The organism is Ammoniphilus resinae, assembly GCF_017873965.1.
GTDB classification, from domain to species: Bacteria; Bacillota; Bacilli; order Aneurinibacillales; family RAOX-1; genus Ammoniphilus_A; species Ammoniphilus_A resinae.
Window position 1 is genome coordinate 12,104 of sequence record NZ_JAGGKT010000021.1, and the last position, 18,302, is coordinate 30,405.

Annotated in this window: 18 protein-coding genes; 8 read left to right on the top strand and 10 right to left on the bottom strand. The window is 41.5% G+C overall.

Annotated features, from left to right (window positions below; translation table 11 throughout):
• Positions 1–182: 182 nt before the first annotated feature.
• The 9 genes from rfbB to sda all read right to left on the bottom strand — a co-directional run bounded on the left by rfbB (position 183) and on the right by sda (position 8,003).
• On the bottom strand, positions 183–1,205 hold the full coding sequence (gene rfbB / locus J2Z37_RS21685; RefSeq protein ID WP_209812415.1) for a dTDP-glucose 4,6-dehydratase: 1,023 nt from the start codon (positions 1,203–1,205) through the stop codon (positions 183–185).
• A gap of 2 nt (positions 1,206–1,207) precedes the next feature.
• Complete coding sequence (gene rfbD, locus J2Z37_RS21690; RefSeq protein WP_209812416.1) at positions 1,208–2,053, bottom strand: dTDP-4-dehydrorhamnose reductase; 846 nt, start codon at positions 2,051–2,053, stop codon at positions 1,208–1,210.
• A 3-nt stretch (positions 2,054–2,056) separates the two neighbouring features.
• Positions 2,057–2,620 (bottom strand): dTDP-4-dehydrorhamnose 3,5-epimerase, encoded by a 564-nt coding sequence (rfbC, locus tag J2Z37_RS21695; protein ID WP_209812417.1) that lies wholly within the window; start codon positions 2,618–2,620, stop codon positions 2,057–2,059.
• A gap of 248 nt (positions 2,621–2,868) precedes the next feature.
• Positions 2,869–3,108: a hypothetical protein gene (locus J2Z37_RS21700; protein ID WP_209812418.1), complete on the bottom strand. Its 240-nt coding sequence runs from the start codon at positions 3,106–3,108 to the stop codon at positions 2,869–2,871.
• Positions 3,109–3,177: 69 nt separating this feature from the next.
• Positions 3,178–3,501, bottom strand: coding sequence for a hypothetical protein (locus J2Z37_RS21705; RefSeq protein ID WP_209812419.1), 324 nt, complete (start codon positions 3,499–3,501; stop codon positions 3,178–3,180).
• A gap of 183 nt (positions 3,502–3,684) precedes the next feature.
• Positions 3,685–4,827 (bottom strand): IS4 family transposase, encoded by a 1,143-nt coding sequence (locus J2Z37_RS21710; protein ID WP_245204096.1) that lies wholly within the window; start codon positions 4,825–4,827, stop codon positions 3,685–3,687.
• A gap of 285 nt (positions 4,828–5,112) precedes the next feature.
• Positions 5,113–6,294, bottom strand: coding sequence for an MFS transporter (locus tag J2Z37_RS21715; protein WP_209812420.1), 1,182 nt, complete (start codon positions 6,292–6,294; stop codon positions 5,113–5,115).
• Positions 6,295–6,439: 145 nt separating this feature from the next.
• Positions 6,440–6,865 carry a MarR family winged helix-turn-helix transcriptional regulator gene (locus tag J2Z37_RS21720; protein WP_209812421.1) on the bottom strand — a complete coding sequence of 142 codons (426 nt, stop codon included), beginning with the start codon at positions 6,863–6,865 and terminating at the stop codon, positions 6,440–6,442.
• A 961-nt stretch (positions 6,866–7,826) separates the two neighbouring features.
• Positions 7,827–8,003: a sporulation histidine kinase inhibitor Sda gene (gene sda, locus J2Z37_RS21725; RefSeq protein ID WP_209812422.1), complete on the bottom strand. Its 177-nt coding sequence runs from the start codon at positions 8,001–8,003 to the stop codon at positions 7,827–7,829.
• Positions 8,004–8,497: 494 nt separating this feature from the next.
• Here sda and J2Z37_RS21730 point away from each other — a divergent pair, with 494 nt between their 5' ends.
• Both J2Z37_RS21730 and J2Z37_RS21735 read left to right on the top strand, forming a co-directional pair.
• Positions 8,498–8,914: a helix-turn-helix domain-containing protein gene (locus tag J2Z37_RS21730; RefSeq protein WP_209812423.1), complete on the top strand. Its 417-nt coding sequence runs from the start codon at positions 8,498–8,500 to the stop codon at positions 8,912–8,914.
• Positions 8,915–8,944: 30 nt separating this feature from the next.
• The gene (locus tag J2Z37_RS21735) at positions 8,945–9,520 is read left to right on the top strand and encodes an MEDS domain-containing protein (RefSeq protein ID WP_209812424.1); all 576 of its coding nucleotides are present in this window, start codon (positions 8,945–8,947) and stop codon (positions 9,518–9,520) included.
• A gap of 176 nt (positions 9,521–9,696) precedes the next feature.
• Here J2Z37_RS21735 and J2Z37_RS21740 read toward each other — a convergent pair whose 3' ends face one another.
• A complete protein-coding gene (locus J2Z37_RS21740; RefSeq protein ID WP_209812425.1) occupies positions 9,697–11,151 on the bottom strand; it encodes an ATP-binding protein in 1,455 nt (484 codons plus the stop codon).
• Positions 11,152–11,718: 567 nt separating this feature from the next.
• Here J2Z37_RS21740 and J2Z37_RS21745 point away from each other — a divergent pair.
• The 6 genes from J2Z37_RS21745 to J2Z37_RS21770 all read left to right on the top strand — a co-directional run bounded on the left by J2Z37_RS21745 (position 11,719) and on the right by J2Z37_RS21770 (position 18,287).
• A complete protein-coding gene (locus J2Z37_RS21745) occupies positions 11,719–11,895 on the top strand; it encodes an aspartyl-phosphate phosphatase Spo0E family protein (RefSeq protein ID WP_209812426.1) in 177 nt (58 codons plus the stop codon).
• A gap of 62 nt (positions 11,896–11,957) precedes the next feature.
• The gene (locus tag J2Z37_RS21750) at positions 11,958–12,677 is read left to right on the top strand and encodes an EAL domain-containing protein (protein WP_209812427.1); all 720 of its coding nucleotides are present in this window, start codon (positions 11,958–11,960) and stop codon (positions 12,675–12,677) included.
• Between the two features lie 40 nt (positions 12,678–12,717).
• A complete protein-coding gene (locus J2Z37_RS21755) occupies positions 12,718–14,406 on the top strand; it encodes a methyl-accepting chemotaxis protein (protein ID WP_209812428.1) in 1,689 nt (562 codons plus the stop codon).
• Positions 14,407–14,488: 82 nt separating this feature from the next.
• Complete coding sequence (locus tag J2Z37_RS21760; protein ID WP_209812429.1) at positions 14,489–15,808, top strand: sensor domain-containing diguanylate cyclase; 1,320 nt, start codon at positions 14,489–14,491, stop codon at positions 15,806–15,808.
• A gap of 142 nt (positions 15,809–15,950) precedes the next feature.
• The gene (locus J2Z37_RS21765; protein WP_209812430.1) at positions 15,951–16,802 is read left to right on the top strand and encodes a cell wall hydrolase; all 852 of its coding nucleotides are present in this window, start codon (positions 15,951–15,953) and stop codon (positions 16,800–16,802) included.
• An 879-nt stretch (positions 16,803–17,681) separates the two neighbouring features.
• Complete coding sequence (locus J2Z37_RS21770; protein ID WP_209812431.1) at positions 17,682–18,287, top strand: trimeric intracellular cation channel family protein; 606 nt, start codon at positions 17,682–17,684, stop codon at positions 18,285–18,287.
• The last annotated feature ends 15 nt before the right edge of the window (positions 18,288–18,302 follow it).

The window sequence follows — 18,302 nt, forward strand, 5'->3', positions numbered from 1 at the left end:
AAACATCGTTTTGTATAAATAAGAGTACTCCCCCTACTTCAACTCATTTGCATCGATTCTTAGAAATAGGGAGAATCTCTACCCTTATCCTCCCCCGCTCACGGGGAACGGGGACACAACCATTTGATCAATGAACGGATTCTATGTCCGCTTAACCCTTCAAATATCCGCCACACATCACATCATTTCACCCCATACATCCGCTCAAAATACCCGCGATACTCCCCACTAATGATCTGTTCCCACCATTCCTTGTTATCCAAGTACCACTGGATGGTCTGGGCGATTCCTGTTTCGAAGGTATAGGTCGGCTTCCAGCCTAACTTCTCCAACTTACTCGGATCAATGGCATAACGCTTGTCATGACCCAAGCGGTCCTTCACAAATTCGATCAAGTCCTCAGATTTCTCCAAGGTGCGGATGATGGTCTTCACAACCTCCAAATTCGTCCGTTCATTATGTCCACCTACATTATAGACTTCGCCGTTTACCCCCTCATGCATTACCAGATCAATCGCTGTGCAATGGTCCAGCACATGCAGCCAATCCCGGATATTGCCGCCATCCCCATACACGGGAACCTTTTGATCGTTCAGCACACGTGAAATGGTCAGTGGAATCAGCTTCTCAGGAAAATGGTAAGGTCCATAGTTATTGGAGCACCGTGTAATATTCATAGGCAGGCCATACGTTTCGTGATAGGCCCGAACCAATAAATCGGACGATGCTTTACTTGCGCTATACGGGCTGTTTGGTTGTAATGGGGTTTCTTCGGTGAAGAAGGTAGTTGGATCAAAGTCCAATTCCCCATAAACCTCATCGGTGGAGACGTGTACAAACTTCAACACCCCAAACTTCCGCGCAGCATCCAACAACACCTGGGTTCCAAGGACGTTCGTCCGAATAAACACCTCGGGATCTTCGATCGAGCGGTCAACGTGGCTTTCGGCGGCGAAGTGAATCACGTAATCAAATTTTTCCTCCTGAAAAAGGGGGATAATGGCCGCACGGTCGGCAATATCTGCCTTCACAAAGCGGTAGTTCTCCTTATCCTCCATTCCGCGATGTTTCGTTAGATCCCCTGCATAGGTCAAGGCATCCAAATTATAAATGTCATATTCAGGATATTTATTCACCATATATTGGACGAAGTTTCCCCCAATGAAGCCGGCGCCGCCGGTGACGAGTACCTTTTTTCTAGTCATTTTTAGTTCACCTCATGTGTTAAATAGTGTCGTAGTGCATCCTGCCAATGCGGCAGTGGCTTAAATCCTTGGTCCACCAGTTTCTGCTTGGACATCCGCGAATTTCTCGGACGGACAGCGCGGGTTGGGTATTGTTCAGTAGTTATGGCATTCACCTTCACAGCCTTCCCTGCCTGTGCAAAGATCTCGCTCGCAAAATCAGTCCAGCTGCAGTACCCTTCATTGGACGCATGATAAATCCCATATTTATCCGTCAAAATCATATCAATTAACAAGTGCGCCAAATCAAAAGTATAAGTCGGTGACCCAAACTGATCCGCAACGACGTTCAATTCATTACGAGTCTCCGCCAAACGCAGCATCGTCTTCACAAAATTATTCCCGTTCACACCAAACACCCAGGAGATCCGAACGATAAACCAATGATCAAGCAAAGTGGTGACCAACTTTTCCCCTTCATATTTGGTCAAGCCATAATATCCGATCGGCCCCGTCGAATCTTCCTCTGTAAAGGGGGTCTCCCCTTCTCCGTCAAAAACATAGTCGGTGCTGATGTACATAAACTTGGCGCCGATCTCTCGGGCAGCCTGAGCCAAATGCCTTGTGCCCTCCACATTGACCTGCCAGCAGGCTTCACGATCATCCTCCGCTTTATCTACAGCGGTGTAAGCCGCACAATGGATCAAGGCATCCGGCTTCAGCTGCCTAACTAGCTCAAAAACAGCCGCCTCATCCGTAATATCCAAATCACGAGATCCCACGCCATGCATCTCCAATCCACGGCGCGCCCCCTCGCGAACCACATCATATCCCAGTTGTCCTGTATAGCCTGTGACTAAAATTTTCATTATTTATTCTCCATAAACAAAATTGTTTTCTGCATCAAGGATTGACGGGGCAGCCTGATCTTTCGCAGATAAAACAGGTTCGGCCAACTCCACCGGCCACTCGACACCGATCGTTGGATCGTTCCATATAATCCCGCGGTCACATTCCGGCGCATACAGCTCGTCCACTTTATACTGGACTTCCACATCGTCCGTCAAGGTCATGAACCCATGGGCAAACCCTTTGGGAACCAACAGTTGCTTCTTATTTCCCTCACTCAACTCAATCCCAAACCACTTTCCAAAGGTTGGGCTTCCCTTGCGAATATCGACCGCCACATCAAAGATCCTTCCGCGGGTGCAGCGAACCAATTTAGTTTGTGCCTTTGGCGCTAATTGGTAATGGAGTCCACGCAAAGTTCCCTTTGTCGCGGAAAAGGATTGATTATCTTGAACAAACTTCAAGTCCAGTCCCGCCTCACGGAACTTCTCCTCACTATACGTTTCCATAAACCATCCACGGTGGTCGCCAAACACTTTTGGTTCAATGACCAAAACCCCAGGTAAACTTGTCTCCATTATGTTCATCTTTTCCCTCCGTGCTGTTAGTCTATTTCTATATAATACCATGTCTGCTCCATTACCTGAAACAGACCAGATAATCCCTGAAGGCAAGTAGCGCTTGGGAAAAATGGTTTATTATGTAATATGTTCACAAAAAAGAGCAGAAGTTATCTGCTCTTTACCTCTCAATCACAAACCACGAGTTCCCATTCTGCTTCAACTGTTTATAAACCAACCCATTTAATTGAACCGTGGCGGTATCCTTATACTGTTCATACTGCTGTTTCTTCCTGCTCGGCAGCCGAAACCGTTTCGACCGAATCAGAAGAAGCTTCGTCCTGTTCCTTTTTGGCTTTCATTAGCCACTCCAGCGCTTCAGTAGAATCCGGATCTTCTTTCATCGCAATTTGAAAAGCGCTAAACGCATCCTCATATCTTCCATCCTCGAACGCTTCCTGCCCCATCTCCATACTAACCTCATATTTGCTGCTTGACCCACACGCACTAAGCATGGCAAGGAGGATTAAAGGACTAGCTAGCATAAAAAAACCGGACCCTTGTCACGAATAGGGACCTCTAACTTACTCAATCCCCCGCAATTTTTGCGATACATTGACCCGCTCTTGTTTTAGCTCCCATACTTGGTCCTGTAATCGATCAAATTCATAAGAGATAAGTGTATTGTTCATTTTCCCGTAGATTTCTAGCAACTTCGTGTTGATTTCATCAAATTTCCCCCATAATTGAGCTGTTAATAGGGCTTCGACCTGTTCTTTCACTAAGACATCTCTATTTTGAAGTTTGCTAAGGATGTCTTGCTGCCAATCCAAATCCCCGATTTCCTTTGCGTATTGATAAAGATCCAGATAATCATTGATCCTTATTCGCTTTGTTCTAATTCGCAAGCTAACGCTTTAGCACAGTGATGGGGTCAGACCCACTGGCGTTGCATATAATTAGAATTAGAATTAACAGGTTAATACACGAAATATTCAGATTAAAAACTTTGGCCATAAAGGGCTAAAAAGTCTAACTCGAATAGAGTTTGACCTCGTTACTTCCATTAACTGGATATATATGTAATAAACTTACTTTTTCTTAAGCCATTTATGACGCCAGGTGACCTTTGCCACGGTTCCCACAAACGGATAGACGGGTTCTTTGTTTTTGGGGACTTTTTGTCGTCCTTTCGAAGTACGCGTTGGCTTACGGTTGAGTTCCTTAAGAAATGCATTCCAACTTTTATCTGCATAGGTTCGGATTAATCGAAGGACCTCAAAAATAGTCTTTTTTGTCTTGGTTTCCAACTTTACGAGTAAAGCAGCTCCATATGCCATAAGGGCTAGAAACATCTGATTCCATATTCCCTGAGGTTTGGTACTGTGAATCTTAATCAGACGTAAGTGTTGTTTAATCCACTTGAAAAAGGTTTCAATAGCCCAACGGTGGTGATAGATCTCGGCAATTTGTACCGCGGTAAGATCGCGACGGGTGGTAGCAATCCGGTAAGTACGGCCTTTCTCATCCCGATATTCCACTAATCGTAAAGGTTTCTTCACCCGATAGGTAGACTGGCCAAGCTGAATTTCAGCATCCTTCAAAATCATCGGATCTTCGGGGAGATCGTTCTCTTTTATTATCGTGATGTTATGGTTTTCTCTTAGTCTAATCACGAATTCAATACCCTTTTCACCCATTTCCAGCCATTGATTGATTCTTTTAAAATTGATATATCCACGATCCATCACATAGGTTGCATCTGATTCTTCGATCAATACATCCGATCCCTCGGAGTCACCAATTGTGCCCGTAGAAGGAAGAATTCGATCAGGAAATACCGTATCTGCTGAAGTTACGATGAGACGGGTATGCATTTTTACCACCGTCCACTCTTTGGAAACGAAAGCCCAATCGCATAATCCAGCAGGTAATTTAATATGAGTGGCATCAATAATCCGTAATTTTCCGATCCCTCCGTCCAAACCTGGGGAATCGTTCGTGAGAGTGTAAACTTTGGCGATGAGGCGACTGAAGATTTCTTGAACCCATTCGGTAGGAAGATCATTGAGTCTACGACTTAATTGAGATCCGCTAATACTACTTAATTCAAGGAATTCTCGTAATTTCTTATGGGCACGAAGTTTTTCTTCCATGTCCGCATAAGAATTCCACTCATCTAACTGGGCTGCCACAAAAATTTTTAGTAACGATTCCGTGGAAAGCTTTTTCATCCTATAATCTAAAAGTGGAGAACCTTCCAAGGGTAAGAGAGAAAGACATTGACAAATGACTTTCTTATGCCATATAGTTTTGTTATCCATAAAAACTCCTTTGTAGATGCTTGTTTTGGATAACAAGGTCGATACTTCTACAATAGGAGTTTTTTTCATTTTCGTCCATATTCTTCTAAACATTTATTTGAAAAAATGGGCATTCCTAGCAAGATCTTAACGTTTTAATTTATATGCAACGCCAGTGGGTCAGACCCCATTAACGAGGTGAGGCGCAACAGCGTCTTATTGTCTAATCCTTCCAATAATAGGAAGAACTAATAAAACTGATATAGCACATAACACTCCTAGAGAGAAAAATGTGAAGTTTACAAGAAGTAAAGAAGCAAAACTTGAAGCTATGGTCATGCCGAGGTACATGGCCGAACTGTTTAATGACATCACGGTTCCCCTTATTCTTGGGCTTAATTGTGAAACGAAGGCAGTTAATGAGGATTGGCCCACCCCGATGGACGCACTCCAGAATAGATGAATGAAAACCGATAAGTAAAGATATCCAGTTAACAATGAAAAACTGAGAACAAAGAGGGCTGCTGAGAAACTTGCAAAATAAATGACTTTCTTCTCTCCTATTTTATCGGACCATTTTCCACCAAATAGGTTTCCAAATACACTTGTTAGTCCAGCCATAAATAGGACAATGCCTATTCCACCAACATCCAGATTGAAAACATCATGATAAAACACACCAATGTATGAAAACATGCCATGCAACCCCGCTGTCCAAAAGAATGTAAGAAGGAGCGCATACAGGACAGAGCGATTTGTGAAAGCTGTTTTAAATGGCATAAAGTATGTTTTGATCATTGAATCTGATCTTTGTTTCTGTGGTGGCGTTTGGGGTAAACCAATAAAGGCCAGTAGAAAAACAAGAAAAGCCAGGAACCCAACAACCCAAAAGGTCATTTGCCAATGAACGAATTCAGTTATAAAAGCTCCAACGGGTACTCCGATCACAGTAGATCCAATCATCGCTCCCATTACCATCCCCATCGCCTTCCCCCTTTCATGTGCAGGGAATGTATCTCCTACCAACGCAAAAACACTCGGCATGACAATGGCTCCTGCCAACCCTGTCACCGCTCTAAAAAACAAAATCGTATCGAAATCATTAGAAATGCCTGTAAGAAACGTCCCGATTGAAAAGACAAACATTCCCGTTACAATCATGAATCTTCTGCCAACCCTATCTGAAATAGGGCCAAATAGCGGAGCAGTCAATCCATAAACCAATGCGTATGCCGTGATAAGTAAGCCTCCTCTTTCCATAGGGGTATTTGTTGTTTCTGAAATTTTGGGGATTAAAGGAGATACCAACATCGAATCAAGTCCGACAAAGAAAGCACATATCCCTAAAATGAGTAGTAAACCTTTTCCTCCACCATATTTCTTTGCTAATTCAGTCATTAAACATCCTCCTCCATTGTTTCATATATGAAATATTATTTGATAGAAAAGCCTCATAAAATGAGGGCTGTTCATCATTTGTTTAATCAAATCACCATCAGTTAATTACTTCACATATGAAGTAATTACTCATAAAGAACCTATCTCAACTAAGATCCTTCTCTAACTTTATTAATAAATCTAAGAGTGTTGCCTGTTCTTTGTCACTAAGTGATTTGAAATTAGCTTCCAGAAAAGATTGATACAAAGAAGTCAGTGAATTCCGTAGCTCCATTCCTTTTTGGGTAAGAAAAACAAGGGTTTGGCGTTGATCTTCTGGATTTTTAGTCGTTCTAACTAATTGTTCTCGAACCATCCGATTAATGAGGGTAGTCATATTACTTGGCACACAACCGACTAACTTATAAAGCTTCGTCATCGTCATCGCTTCATCTTCTGTTAAGGTCACTAAAACACCAAACTGAACCGGTGTAATGCCTTTGTCCTCAAGGATCTGACTAAAATGTTTCTGGGAAAGGGTATTAACATCCCGAATTTTTAAATATAGCTGTCGAAGTTTTTCCGTGTGCATGAATTGTTGCCTCCAATATTTCATATGTGAAATATAACAACTGAGTTAAAATATGTCAAGTGGCATTTTGATTGCTTAACGCTCAGGCCCTTGGGCTGGCAGAAACGGCTCCCTTATAGATCCGAGAACCCTCTCTCGAGCCCAGCTCTTTTAAACACAATCTTTCTTGAACCAATCCATTTTATCTCGTCAACATCCCAGTACATCGAATCATAACATCCTAATCGACACGAATCTTCCCTTTTGAAAAACGGTCTCCACATTTTAATCGATACTATTTAATGAGTAAGAACAGAGCCCAATAGGGTAAATTTCGCCAATTAAGGTAAGTGGTGGTTAAAAGCTGTGAAAATCAACTGAATATTGCGTGTAGATGTAATGATTCACGTTTTCATACCATTTAAAACCTTATGATTAACGCTTACATGAAGGAATTTCGACTTTGCTCCCCCCTCTCGAAAACGAGATAATAAAGACATCAAGAGCAAGGGGGAAAAAACAATGCTAAAATTTTTGATGAATGTAATTAATGTACTTAATGAGACGCTTGAAATGGGAGACGATGTAAAAAATCGTTATCGCCATCTCTTTTATTCATAGATCTAAAGTTTCTAGGACTTGATCATTAGTCGTATTTTTTGAATCCAATTTATCGAAGGGTAACAAAGGGACCTAGTGTTTAATAAAATGATGCCGTTATGTCATGTCGGTTCCTGCTATACGCGCTGGCGTGTAATTGGTGTTTGTTTACCTTTCTTAACATAAATAATAGTTCTCCTCCCAGTTCCCTTGAAATCCGTGCAGATAGCCTTTGTTGGACTTCTGAACGTTTTTCTCAAAAGGGAACTTTTCTTTGGTCCTTTGTTCACGAGCTCGTAAGAAGGATGAATGAAAGTAGGAAATACAAAAATCTCTAGTGAAAGAGTGAGATATGTTACTTTTTCAAAATTACTAGAATAAGTTACGACTTTAAGTTCCTTCTCATCATTTCCGTTTGAAGCATTGTAATAAAATCTAGCTCCAAATTTAGCTGGACGGATCTTTCGTATGCTTGTATTAACTTTTCATCAGTTAATTGACTAAAGTCGGGCGATCTTCTTAATTTTCCTGTTGTTTGGTTTTGTACTCTATCTATCATCCAATACACTCCTATCCCCTTATAAATTCTGTCTACTCCATCTCCTTTAAGCACGGAGGACCCGTGACTTTTTAGACTGAACTACATCTAATTTCGATAACAGCTTTAACAGCTTGTCCGATGCTTATTGTGTTTTTAATACGGCAATTTTCGTAATACCATTCACCTACCGACAAATTTAACGGGACGTGATCTGAGTAAAATCAACATTTAAGTTATAACCGTTAGAAAGTTTTCACATGATACAAATTCTACTAAAGTAAAACCTGTATAAATGTGGCAAATAGCCACGTTTACTACCATCAAATTTCTAATAGACTAAATTACAACATATACTATATTTTTATAGTACTTTCATCCTTTATTGACAGTAATCGCCTTGGCGTAGGTTAAGTAACTTAGATTATAATCAAGACACAACCTCAAAACTCACAAAGCTCATCATTTGTGTTCTTGCATACTGAAATATTGGGATATGTGAATTGGGGGGAACAATGAAGAGAGAGTGGTTAATCAAACTTCGCAAATCCAAAAAATTTACTCAAAACGCTATTGCAACGAAGGCATTTATTGATCGGGGTTATTATGCACAAATTGAGGCAGGAGTACGTAATCCAAGTTTTACTGTGGCTTTAAATATTGCAAAAGTTTTAGATTTTGATCCTTTAATATTCTTTCAAAATCTGCATAATAGAACAAACTCTTCGCAGCAAAATATAAATCTGTCTGTGAGTGATTGTTTTCTAAATATGGACAAAGCAAAGATATTGTACCTGTACAGTAATTTAGAAAGTTACCTTCAATATGAAATGACGTTTATTTTAACTGGAATCCAAAAAGCAAGCCATACCCTTATTATTGATAACAAGAGGAACTGTAGACAATTTCCTATTTTATGGTTTATTTTGTAAAAAGATTAGCTAAGGACCGAGGTGAATAAGATGATCCAGTTAACAAAATTTCTGCAGGTACCACGTTCTACTCACATCCTATATTTTTTTGAAGATATAGACATGTATTTAAATAACCTCTTGGCATATATTACAGCTGGCGTTAAACTTGGTCATCATTTATTGGTCATAGAGAATTCTGATATAATGGATCAAGCTAAAACAAGAATGAATGCGCTCCTTTCTGAAGAAGAACAAAAATTGGTTCATTATTATGATAATCACTTATACTATCGCTGTTATGGAGAATTTCATATCCAAAGCATCCTTCAACATTTCGGTGAATTAGTAACTTCTTTTCTTTCCAAAAACGTTAATATCCGCACATGGGCTCATGTTGAATGGAAAAAACAAGATGATATTTCAAGCAAACTTATGGAATTCGAACGTCTTGCGGATTGTAGCGTGAACGATATGAAAGTTATGTCAGTATGTGCATATTCCTCCTCAGATATTTCTGCATCATTCCAGACTACCATGATGAGAAGTCATGAATATCTGATGACAGATAAAGAATTTGTTCAATCTCCCCTTTATCGGAAGACTGTTGGTGCCAAGGAAGATTAGTTGATATCCAATTTAAAGGGCACTTTCTCTGGGCCCTTTTTGCTGCTGTAGTTAAAATAGCCGAAGTCTCACACCAGACTATCCTTGGAACAAATAAACAGGATTATGATCCTTCGATTTTTCATCCATTCCACTGCCCGTCCAATTTTCCTCCTATCGATTAAAGACACTTTCGTTTATACTACATACTCATATGGAACTCCTTTTACAATGGGGAAAAGGATTTTAATCGATGTCCCTTTGCCTTCGGTGCTCATAATCGTCAGTTGCCCGTTATGGTCTTCGACAATCTTTCTGCTTACCATGAATCCAAGGCCTGTCCCATTTTCTTTCGTGGTATAGAAAGGATCCCCGATGTTCTTTAATTTCTCTGCAGGAATTCCGATTCCATGATCCATAAATTCGATTTCCATATTTTCTTCGGTACAATCTGTTTTTATCTGGATCGTTCCGCCATTTGGCATGGCCTCAATGGCATTTTTTAGAAAATTGATATACGCTTGCTTCAGCTTATTTTCATCACCAAGGATCCTGGTCTTCTTATCACAGTAAACGGTTTCAAAAACAATGTTCTTCAGGTTCGCCTGTGGCTCTAACAGGGTGACCACCTGTTTGATCGTTTGGGTGACATCTATTTCTTGGAACTCTGTTCTATTGTGTTTGGTTAACATTAATAGTTCAGTGATGATATCCTCAATTCGAATGATTTCGTTTGAGATGATATCAAAATATTCATCTTTGGGATTTGTTCGTAACATCTTCACGAATCCTTTAATCGCGGTTAAAGGGTTTCTGATTTCGTGTGCAATTCCGGCAGCTAGCTGTCCTGCCATACTTAGTTTTTCCGCTTGGACTAATTTGGCCTGTTCTTCTTTCCTTTTGGTTACATCTCGAATAATGGTATGAATGGCAGGTTCCCCTTCGTAGATCGTAGGGATGGACAGGGTTTCGCCGTAGAAGGGCTCTCCATTTAACTTTAAAAGAACCTGCTCTGCAAGCTCCGCCGTTTTGCCAGCTTCCACTTGGCTTATGCGTGCTTTATTCATTTCCACATAATCCTTATGTACAAAGTCGTAAGACGGTATAGCAATCAGTTGCTCTTTGCTCTCCCCTCCAAATAAAGTAACCAGGGAGTTATTAATAAACTTCCACTGTCGTTTTACGGAAATAGCAATCGCATCCGGCGATTCCTCTACTAATCTCCTGTAAACTTCTTCACGCAGCTTGATCTCTTGATCGGCTTTCTTTTTTTCGAGACTACTCACAAGCATGTGCACTGCGATCAGAAATGTAAAATTGAAGACGACGATAAACCCTGCAAAGGTCAAAAAATTAAGGTCTAAACTTTTTAGGTAATTGATATAGAAGTAATCAAACAGCGTATAAATCAATAACCCGAACATAAACCCGGAAGCCTGCGCTGAAAAGGGTTTTCCATTCTTCCAAAGCGTGCAGAAGTACATGACCACTGCAAAAATGAGGATAACGAATAAACCTTGTGGCAATGAGGAAAAAACGGTTTGAATAACTTCTAATGTAAGATCTCCTTGGGAACGTTTTACGATGGAATAGATAATTTGGGAAACGATATACAGAAATAATACAATGAGCCCCTTGCTCCATGTAAGCACAAAAAATCCGATGGTCAAAGGCACAATGCTAAGGTTGAGAGTGACTCCCTCTGATATTTGGAAGTTAAACAATGTACATAAAAATGAGGATAGAAATAATGTCGAGATTAGCAGAATTGTACTCCATGAAACGCCTAGAAACCGTTTATCGGTTTTGTTTCCCCAATATTCTAGGGCAAAAAAAGGTAAAAACACACAGAGCAAATTTGCAATCAAGTTAGTAACATCTACCAAGTCCCGTTTCACCTCGCTGCGTTTTTAGATGCTATCTACCAAAATATATCATGTTTATCAGAATAATTATACAAGAATCTAATTTGTCCCAATTAATAGCGTGGGCGCGCTTCGCTGGCTGCTTGTCAACGTGCGTGGTTCAGGTCTAAAATATATATTGGCCAACTATCCCATCTTTTCCATAAATATGATAAATGTCACATAAATATCAAAGTATATAGGCTAATATTACTATGTTTACTCAACGTGCTGAATTGGATAGGTAGAAAATTAACCGACAACGAAGGAAGAAAAGTCTTTATTCCTTTGATTCGGGACTGGGAGGTGCCATACATGAATGCCAACGAATCTACCACCATAAAAAAAATAGATCATCTAAAAGAACAATTAAATCGCGTGGCTGAGAGTCATCATTGGAGCTTTACCGATGATGAAGTGGTCATGATGAGTCAGCAGCTGGATGGGTTAATCGTTCAGTTTATGCAAGAGAAAAAAGCTTCTGTGCCGTAAGACCATAAAACGATTCTCTCTTGTGATTGGGGTAGGGAACTTTTTGGTGGAGTGTGAAAGAAATGTTGCTACATCTATTACATCCGATCCAACAGCAATATCAACTGTATCACCTCTTTCAACCTATTCTTCATCTTCCTTCTTTTTCATGTCTTGGATATGAGGCTCTTTTGCGGTCCCCTTATGGTGATCCCGAAACATTGTTCAATACCGCAATGAAGAACAAGCAAAAATATGAATTGGACGTTTTATCGATCAGATATGCCATCGAAACCTTCCATCCATCTTTGGAGGTTCTAGAAGGTCTATTATTTTTAAATATCTTTCCTTCTACCTTAAATCGATCATTTCTATTCTCTCAATTATGTGAATGGAAATATGAATACGTTCCACACAAACGAATTGTTTTGGAAATTAATGAATCAGAAAGGATTCAGGATCTGTCTATTTTTAGGCACATCATTCATTATCTTAAAGAATTGGGATATGGGATCGCCATGGATGACATTGGGAAAGGAAGCTCCTCTTTAGCTGCACTCACGATGATAGAACCGGATATCATCAAGTTGGATAAATGGTTCGCAGAAGATCTGTTTCGATCGAAGGAAAAGCAAAATTGCCTTAAGAGAATGGTCCGGTTCTGTGGAAGCGATGTTCAATTAATTTTGGAAGGGATCGAAACAGCTGAAACGCTAGATATCGCTCAATCACTAGGCGTTTGCTATGGACAAGGATATCTGTTTGGAAGGCCAGCGAGTCTTCCACTGGTGAAGGAAAGGTAATGGCCGATTTTAACGTCAGAAAAGGAGTATGGAATCTCTCATGAAACGAACGATTGCTATGAAAATGTATGCAGGGTTTGGCGCTGTTCTCCTCCTCATGTTATTGATGGGAGGATCTGCCTATCTAGAACTGAAACTGACACAAGATACCTATGAAAATCTACTGAATGATCGGGTGCAGAAGATGAATCTGATCCGTGATTTAACCGAAGTGTCGAAGGAAATGCAATTAGCGAACCGGGGCTATCTGCTCATTGGAAACGAAGAAAGTCTCTCTAGTTACCAAGAAGCAAAGGACAAATATAATCAACTGAGTCAGAAATTAGAATCCCTTTTAGTGAAAGAAACGGATCAAAAACTATTACAAGAACTAAATCAATTTACCGATCAATACATTCAAGTAGCAGAGGAAACGATTACCTTAAAAGGGTTGAACAATTCCCGCTATATCGAGGTCATCTCTACCCAAGGGCCTCCTCTGGTGATCGGTTTCCGAGACAAAGCAGAAGAAATGATGAACTATCAAAATGAGGCACTCACGCAGGCAAGAGCGGAAACGACCGCCAGAGTCAAGGAAATCCAATTTAATCTCATCCTGTTAGGGATACTGGCTCTACTCTTGGGAGGAGGCATCGCGTACTATATCAGCCGAACTATTTCTAGGCCCGTACGGAAACTGGCTGTTGCGGCAGAGAAAATGGCTGCAGGTGACTTAACGCAAGAACAAATCCATGTAAAAAGTAAGGATGAAATCGCAGATTTGGCTCGTTCCTTTCATAGGATGTCCCAATATCTGCGCCAACTCATCCTGCAAATTCAAGGCAGCGCGGAGCATGTGGCCGCTTCTTCCGAAGAATTATTAGCAACGACCGAACAAGCTACCCAGGCGACCCATCATATTACTTCTGCCATTCAGGAAGTCGCGAGTGGTGCCGAAACACAAGTTATTAGTTCGCAAGAGAACGTTCAGGCGATGGCAGAAGTATCATCAGGCATCCAACATATAGCGGAAGCTTCTGCGACTGTTTCAGATTCTGCACAAGAGGCGACCGCTCTTGCCCAACAAGGGAATCAATCCATTCAGCATGCGATCCAGCAAATGGATTCCATTGAAAAAGGAACCCAACATACCACATTGGCCATTCAACAGTTACAACAGCGATCCCAAGAAATTGGAAAAATCATTGAGGTTATTACGGGAATTGCCGATCAAACCAATTTGCTGGCTTTAAATGCGGCCATTGAAGCAGCGAGAGCGGGGGAACATGGAAGAGGATTTGCGGTGGTCGCCGATGAAGTCCGAAAGCTAGCCGAACAGTCCCGGGAATCTGCGAGTCAGATCGTAGATTTGATTGGGGAAATTCAAAAGGATACCGAACATGCTACCCAAGAAATAGACCACAGCAGCAAAGAAGTAGGTGTTGGCAAGACCGTCATTGATCAAACAGGGCAAGCGTTCCAGCAGATCTTATGCTCGGTGGAACAAGTTCATGAGCAAATTCAAGAGGTATCGGCAACATCTGAACAAATCTCAGCAAATTCACAACAAGTGTCAGCCTCTGTGGAGCAGTTCGTCCACATGGCAAGAGAAGCCTCTGAAGGCTCGCAAACTGTGGCCGCCTCTTCAGAAGAACAACTAGCTTCCATGGAGGAAATCACCGCCTCCGCTGAATCGTTAAGTACCCTCGCCCAAGAATTACAAGGGTTAGTCGCGAAGTTTAAAGTGTGAACTACCACCATGTAGATGGCCTGTATACATGGGAAAAGATACAGGTCATCAAACATTGTTTTACCAAGAGGTGACATTAATAATGAACGCCATCGTCAGGTTATCCGATCTCCTCACGATTCCTAGAAAAGTATGGTTCCTTGTATTATTTAGCTACTTCATTCCGATCCTCACCCAATTTATTGTTTCCGATGATCCTTTGGTTGAAATGGAGGCTTCGATTCTTTGGTTTCTCTGTTTAATTTCATCGGTATTGATTACCTATTATATGGGACTACAAGGTGGCATGCTGACAACCGTTTTTACCATCGTGGTTCATATCCTAACGGAAATCATGGACGACAGTGATGGTGTTATTTCTTATGATCATTTCGTGATCATGGGTGAAGTCGCTTTTACGAATATTCTATTGAGTGTTTCCATCGGCTATTTAATCCAAAAATTGAAGGCAGAAAGAACACGTTTAAAACAGGTGAACAGGGATCTCACCATAAAGAAAGAACAACTTCACAATATCTTTGATCATCTTGATGTAGCAATTTGGTCTTTGGATATGGAAACACAACTCCTTCAAGTTTCAGCGGGACTAGAAAGACTTTATGGCATTCCACGCGAAGAGATCCTCGATAAGTCAATTTTTCTTTGGAAGAGCCTCGTTCACCCGGATGATAAATGGATCGCAGAAGATCTAGATGAACAATTCCTTTTGGGTATTCAGGGTACTGGGGTGTATCGAATTAGAAGGCACGACGGAAAAGAAAGATGGGTTCAAAATCGTGGAGTTCCGCTGGTTGATCAATATGGGAACGTCCTCCGGATTGATGGGGTGATCTTAGACATTACGGAAGAAAAGAACAAACATGAAATCATTAAGAACATGGCCTATCAAGACCCCCTCACCCATTTGCCTAATCGTCGTTCCGTGGAAGAAAGGTTAACTGCAACCATTAAACATGGACAGAATGGGACACAGGAATCGTTTTCTGTTCTATTCTTGGATTTGGATGGTTTTAAAAGCGTAAATGATACCTTCGGACACGATATAGGGGATTTGTTACTTCAAGAAGTCGCATCCAGATTAAAACATTGTATTCGTAAAATGGATATCGTAGGGAGATTGGCAGGGGACGAATTTATCATTCTTCTACCACAAACTCATCAAGAAAAGGCAATCGAGGTTTCACAGAGAATCATAGATGAACTGCAAAATCCCTTTCACATCCACCACCATCAACTAAGGGTAACGACAAGTATAGGCATCTCTCTATTTCCGGAACATGGACAAGACGTTAAAACATTAATGAAACACGCAGATGATGCCATGTATTTAGCAAAGAAATATGGAAAAAACAAGTATCATCTATTCCGGGGATTGCATCATGATTCGTGTATTTCACAATGATTGCATATGAAGCGCAACATCGGTAGGCTTAATAAACCGATTACCAATATGTTCATAATTCGTTAATAAATAGATCATAGGCAGACTACATCTTCTTACTATAATTCTATCAGATCATCGAAAAAGGAGAAGAAGGTAGAAGATGAAAAAGAATCAATGGAGTATAAAAGCAGCCTTGTTGTTACTTACCTGTAGTTTAACATCTTTGCCTGGAATAATCTCTGCACAGGAACAGACCGAGATGACTCGTGTCGTTATTGATGGACAAGAACTAGAAACCACCACCTTTTCACAGAATGGCCATATGATGGTCCCCGCAACATTTTTGAGTAAAATTGGAACGACAGTTGGCTGGGACGAGCAAAAACAGGCCGTGGTTCTGCAACGGGAGAAAAACCAGTTAGTCCTTCCGTCAGGGAAGAGCCATGCTGCATTGTATGTCGAAGATCAAAGCAAATGGCGGAAAGATGAGATAGGTTTAACGATCATGAACCAAGCCGATGCAACCTATATCCCCTTTCGCTATGCTGTTGAATCACTAGGAATGAACGTTCATTTCGATCCTGCTCAGGAAGCGGTTTCTATTGATACAACCATCAAACCAAAACAGAATCAATCGAATGAGATAAAATGGCTCTATCGAATTACCGAGGCGGAAGCAGGCGGAGAGAGTTATCAAGGAAAAGTCGCCGTCGCCGCCTCGATCCTTAATCGCGTAGAGAGCCCGGATTGGCCAAATACCATTAAGGATGTGATTTTCCAAGTCGTTGAGCAAAACGGGAAAAAATACTATCAATATTCCCCTGTAAAGGACAAGCGAATTTACCAAGTTTCCGTAACGGAGGAAACGAGAAAAGCTGTTCAGGAGGCACTGAACGGGAAAGACCCTTCCAAAGGTGCCGTCGTTTTTTTCAACCCTGATAAAACGGACAATAAGTGGGTCAGAACAAGGGAAGTAACGGGTACAATTGGTGATCACGTATTTGCACAATGATGCTCCTAATTGCTGGGCATTGTCTAAATATCGGGCACTTCTAGCCGGAGTTTGATAAGGGTAGATTTCTACCCTTATTTTCATGATTGGATTAGAAAGTAATATAAATAGGTGGAAACTTAATCGGGATTGCAAACGATTACAAATTACGTTTCAAAGATCCCCCTAGACAACGCTTTATCTCAGTGATGGGGTCTGAGCCCTTTGGCGCTGACTGAGAACGTGGAGAATCACCGTGCCCTGTCACGAATCCAGGGTATTCCTGACTGGGAACGTGGAAATCCATCGGCGCCTGTCACGGATCCAGGTTATTCGTGACTGGGAACGTGGAGAATCACCATGCCCTGTCACGAATCCGGGGTATTCCTGACTGGAAACGTGGAAATCCACCGGCGCCTGTCACGAATCCGGGGTATTCCTGACTGGAAACGTGGAAATCCACCGGCGCCTGTCACGAATCCGGGGTATTCCTGACTGGGAGCGTGGAAAACCACCGGTGCCTGTCACGAATCCGGATTATTCGTGACTGGGAACGTGGAATTCCACCGGTGCCTGTCACGAATCCGGGGGATTCCTGACTGGGAGAGTGGAAAACCACCGGTGCCTGTCACGAATCCGGATTATTCGTGACTGGGAACGTGGAATTCCACCGGTGCCTGTCACGAATCCTAGTGATTCCTGACTGGGAGCGCTGAACCCCCCGGACTCCTGTCACGAATCCCGGTTTTCCCTGACTGGATCAGACCAAAATCACGCATTCCTGTCAGAATTCAAGTCCTAAAAGAGGTTTGCAACGGCAAGCCTCTTTTTTTGTTTGGATACATCAGGTTTTATTTGTTTTTTTAGGAAAAAATATGTATGGGCAATGGGGGGATCATTTTGACATGGGATATACTTAATATTATTGGAACGATTGCTTTTGCGATCAGCGGTGCGATGATTGCCATGGAAGAGGACTATGATCTATTGGGGATTTCCGTCTTAGGGTTGACTACCGCTTTTGGCGGGGGGATGATCCGCAACGTATTAATTGGAATTCCTGTTCATACGATTTGGACACAATATCATTTATTTGAAATTGCCCTTCTTGCTATTATTGTCGTTTTTTTATTACCGAATATGGTCAATAGATATTGGATCAAGTGGGGAACTTTTTTTGATGCGATTGGTTTGGCGGCCTTTTCCATTCAAGGTGCGAACTATGCCGTTCAAAGCGGGGCTCCTTTAAGCGCTGTCATGATTGCATCGACGTTAACCGGAGTTGGCGGCGGGTTGGTACGCGATATTTTGGCAGGAAGAAAGCCCATGATTTTTCGTTCGGAGGTTTACGCTGCGTGGGGGGTATTAACAGGGCTGGTAGTAGGACTGGGTTGGGTCCATGGTACGTTTGAAATTCTCCTTCTTTTGATCGTCATTGTAACATTAAGGATGTGTTCGGTGATCTTTAAATGGAATCTGCCAAAGCATTTCAGAGGAAAATCATAAATTGAGGAGGGAATC

What these genes read in the sequence shown, in the direction of transcription:
- J2Z37_RS21710 (WP_245204096.1), bottom strand. Translation starts at nt 4,827, where the DNA reads ATGAAAAAGCTTTCCACGGAATCGTTACTAAAAATTTTTGTGGCAGCC.
- J2Z37_RS21700 (WP_209812418.1), bottom strand. Translation starts at nt 3,108, where the DNA reads ATGCTTAGTGCGTGTGGGTCAAGCAGCAAATATGAGGTTAGTATGGAG.
- J2Z37_RS21745 (WP_209812426.1), top strand. Translation starts at nt 11,719, where the DNA reads ATGAATGCCAACGAATCTACCACCATAAAAAAAATAGATCATCTAAAA.
- J2Z37_RS21715 (WP_209812420.1), bottom strand. Translation starts at nt 6,294, where the DNA reads ATGACTGAATTAGCAAAGAAATATGGTGGAGGAAAAGGTTTACTACTC.
- J2Z37_RS21765 (WP_209812430.1), top strand. Translation starts at nt 15,951, where the DNA reads ATGAAAAAGAATCAATGGAGTATAAAAGCAGCCTTGTTGTTACTTACC.
- J2Z37_RS21720 (WP_209812421.1), bottom strand. Translation starts at nt 6,865, where the DNA reads ATGCACACGGAAAAACTTCGACAGCTATATTTAAAAATTCGGGATGTT.
- sda (WP_209812422.1), bottom strand. Translation starts at nt 8,003, where the DNA reads ATGATAGATAGAGTACAAAACCAAACAACAGGAAAATTAAGAAGATCG.
- J2Z37_RS21730 (WP_209812423.1), top strand. Translation starts at nt 8,498, where the DNA reads ATGAAGAGAGAGTGGTTAATCAAACTTCGCAAATCCAAAAAATTTACT.
- J2Z37_RS21760 (WP_209812429.1), top strand. Translation starts at nt 14,489, where the DNA reads ATGAACGCCATCGTCAGGTTATCCGATCTCCTCACGATTCCTAGAAAA.
- rfbD (WP_209812416.1), bottom strand. Translation starts at nt 2,053, where the DNA reads ATGAAAATTTTAGTCACAGGCTATACAGGACAACTGGGATATGATGTG.
- J2Z37_RS21735 (WP_209812424.1), top strand. Translation starts at nt 8,945, where the DNA reads ATGATCCAGTTAACAAAATTTCTGCAGGTACCACGTTCTACTCACATC.
- rfbC (WP_209812417.1), bottom strand. Translation starts at nt 2,620, where the DNA reads ATGAACATAATGGAGACAAGTTTACCTGGGGTTTTGGTCATTGAACCA.
- J2Z37_RS21755 (WP_209812428.1), top strand. Translation starts at nt 12,718, where the DNA reads ATGAAACGAACGATTGCTATGAAAATGTATGCAGGGTTTGGCGCTGTT.
- rfbB (WP_209812415.1), bottom strand. Translation starts at nt 1,205, where the DNA reads ATGACTAGAAAAAAGGTACTCGTCACCGGCGGCGCCGGCTTCATTGGG.
- J2Z37_RS21750 (WP_209812427.1), top strand. Translation starts at nt 11,958, where the DNA reads ATGTTGCTACATCTATTACATCCGATCCAACAGCAATATCAACTGTAT.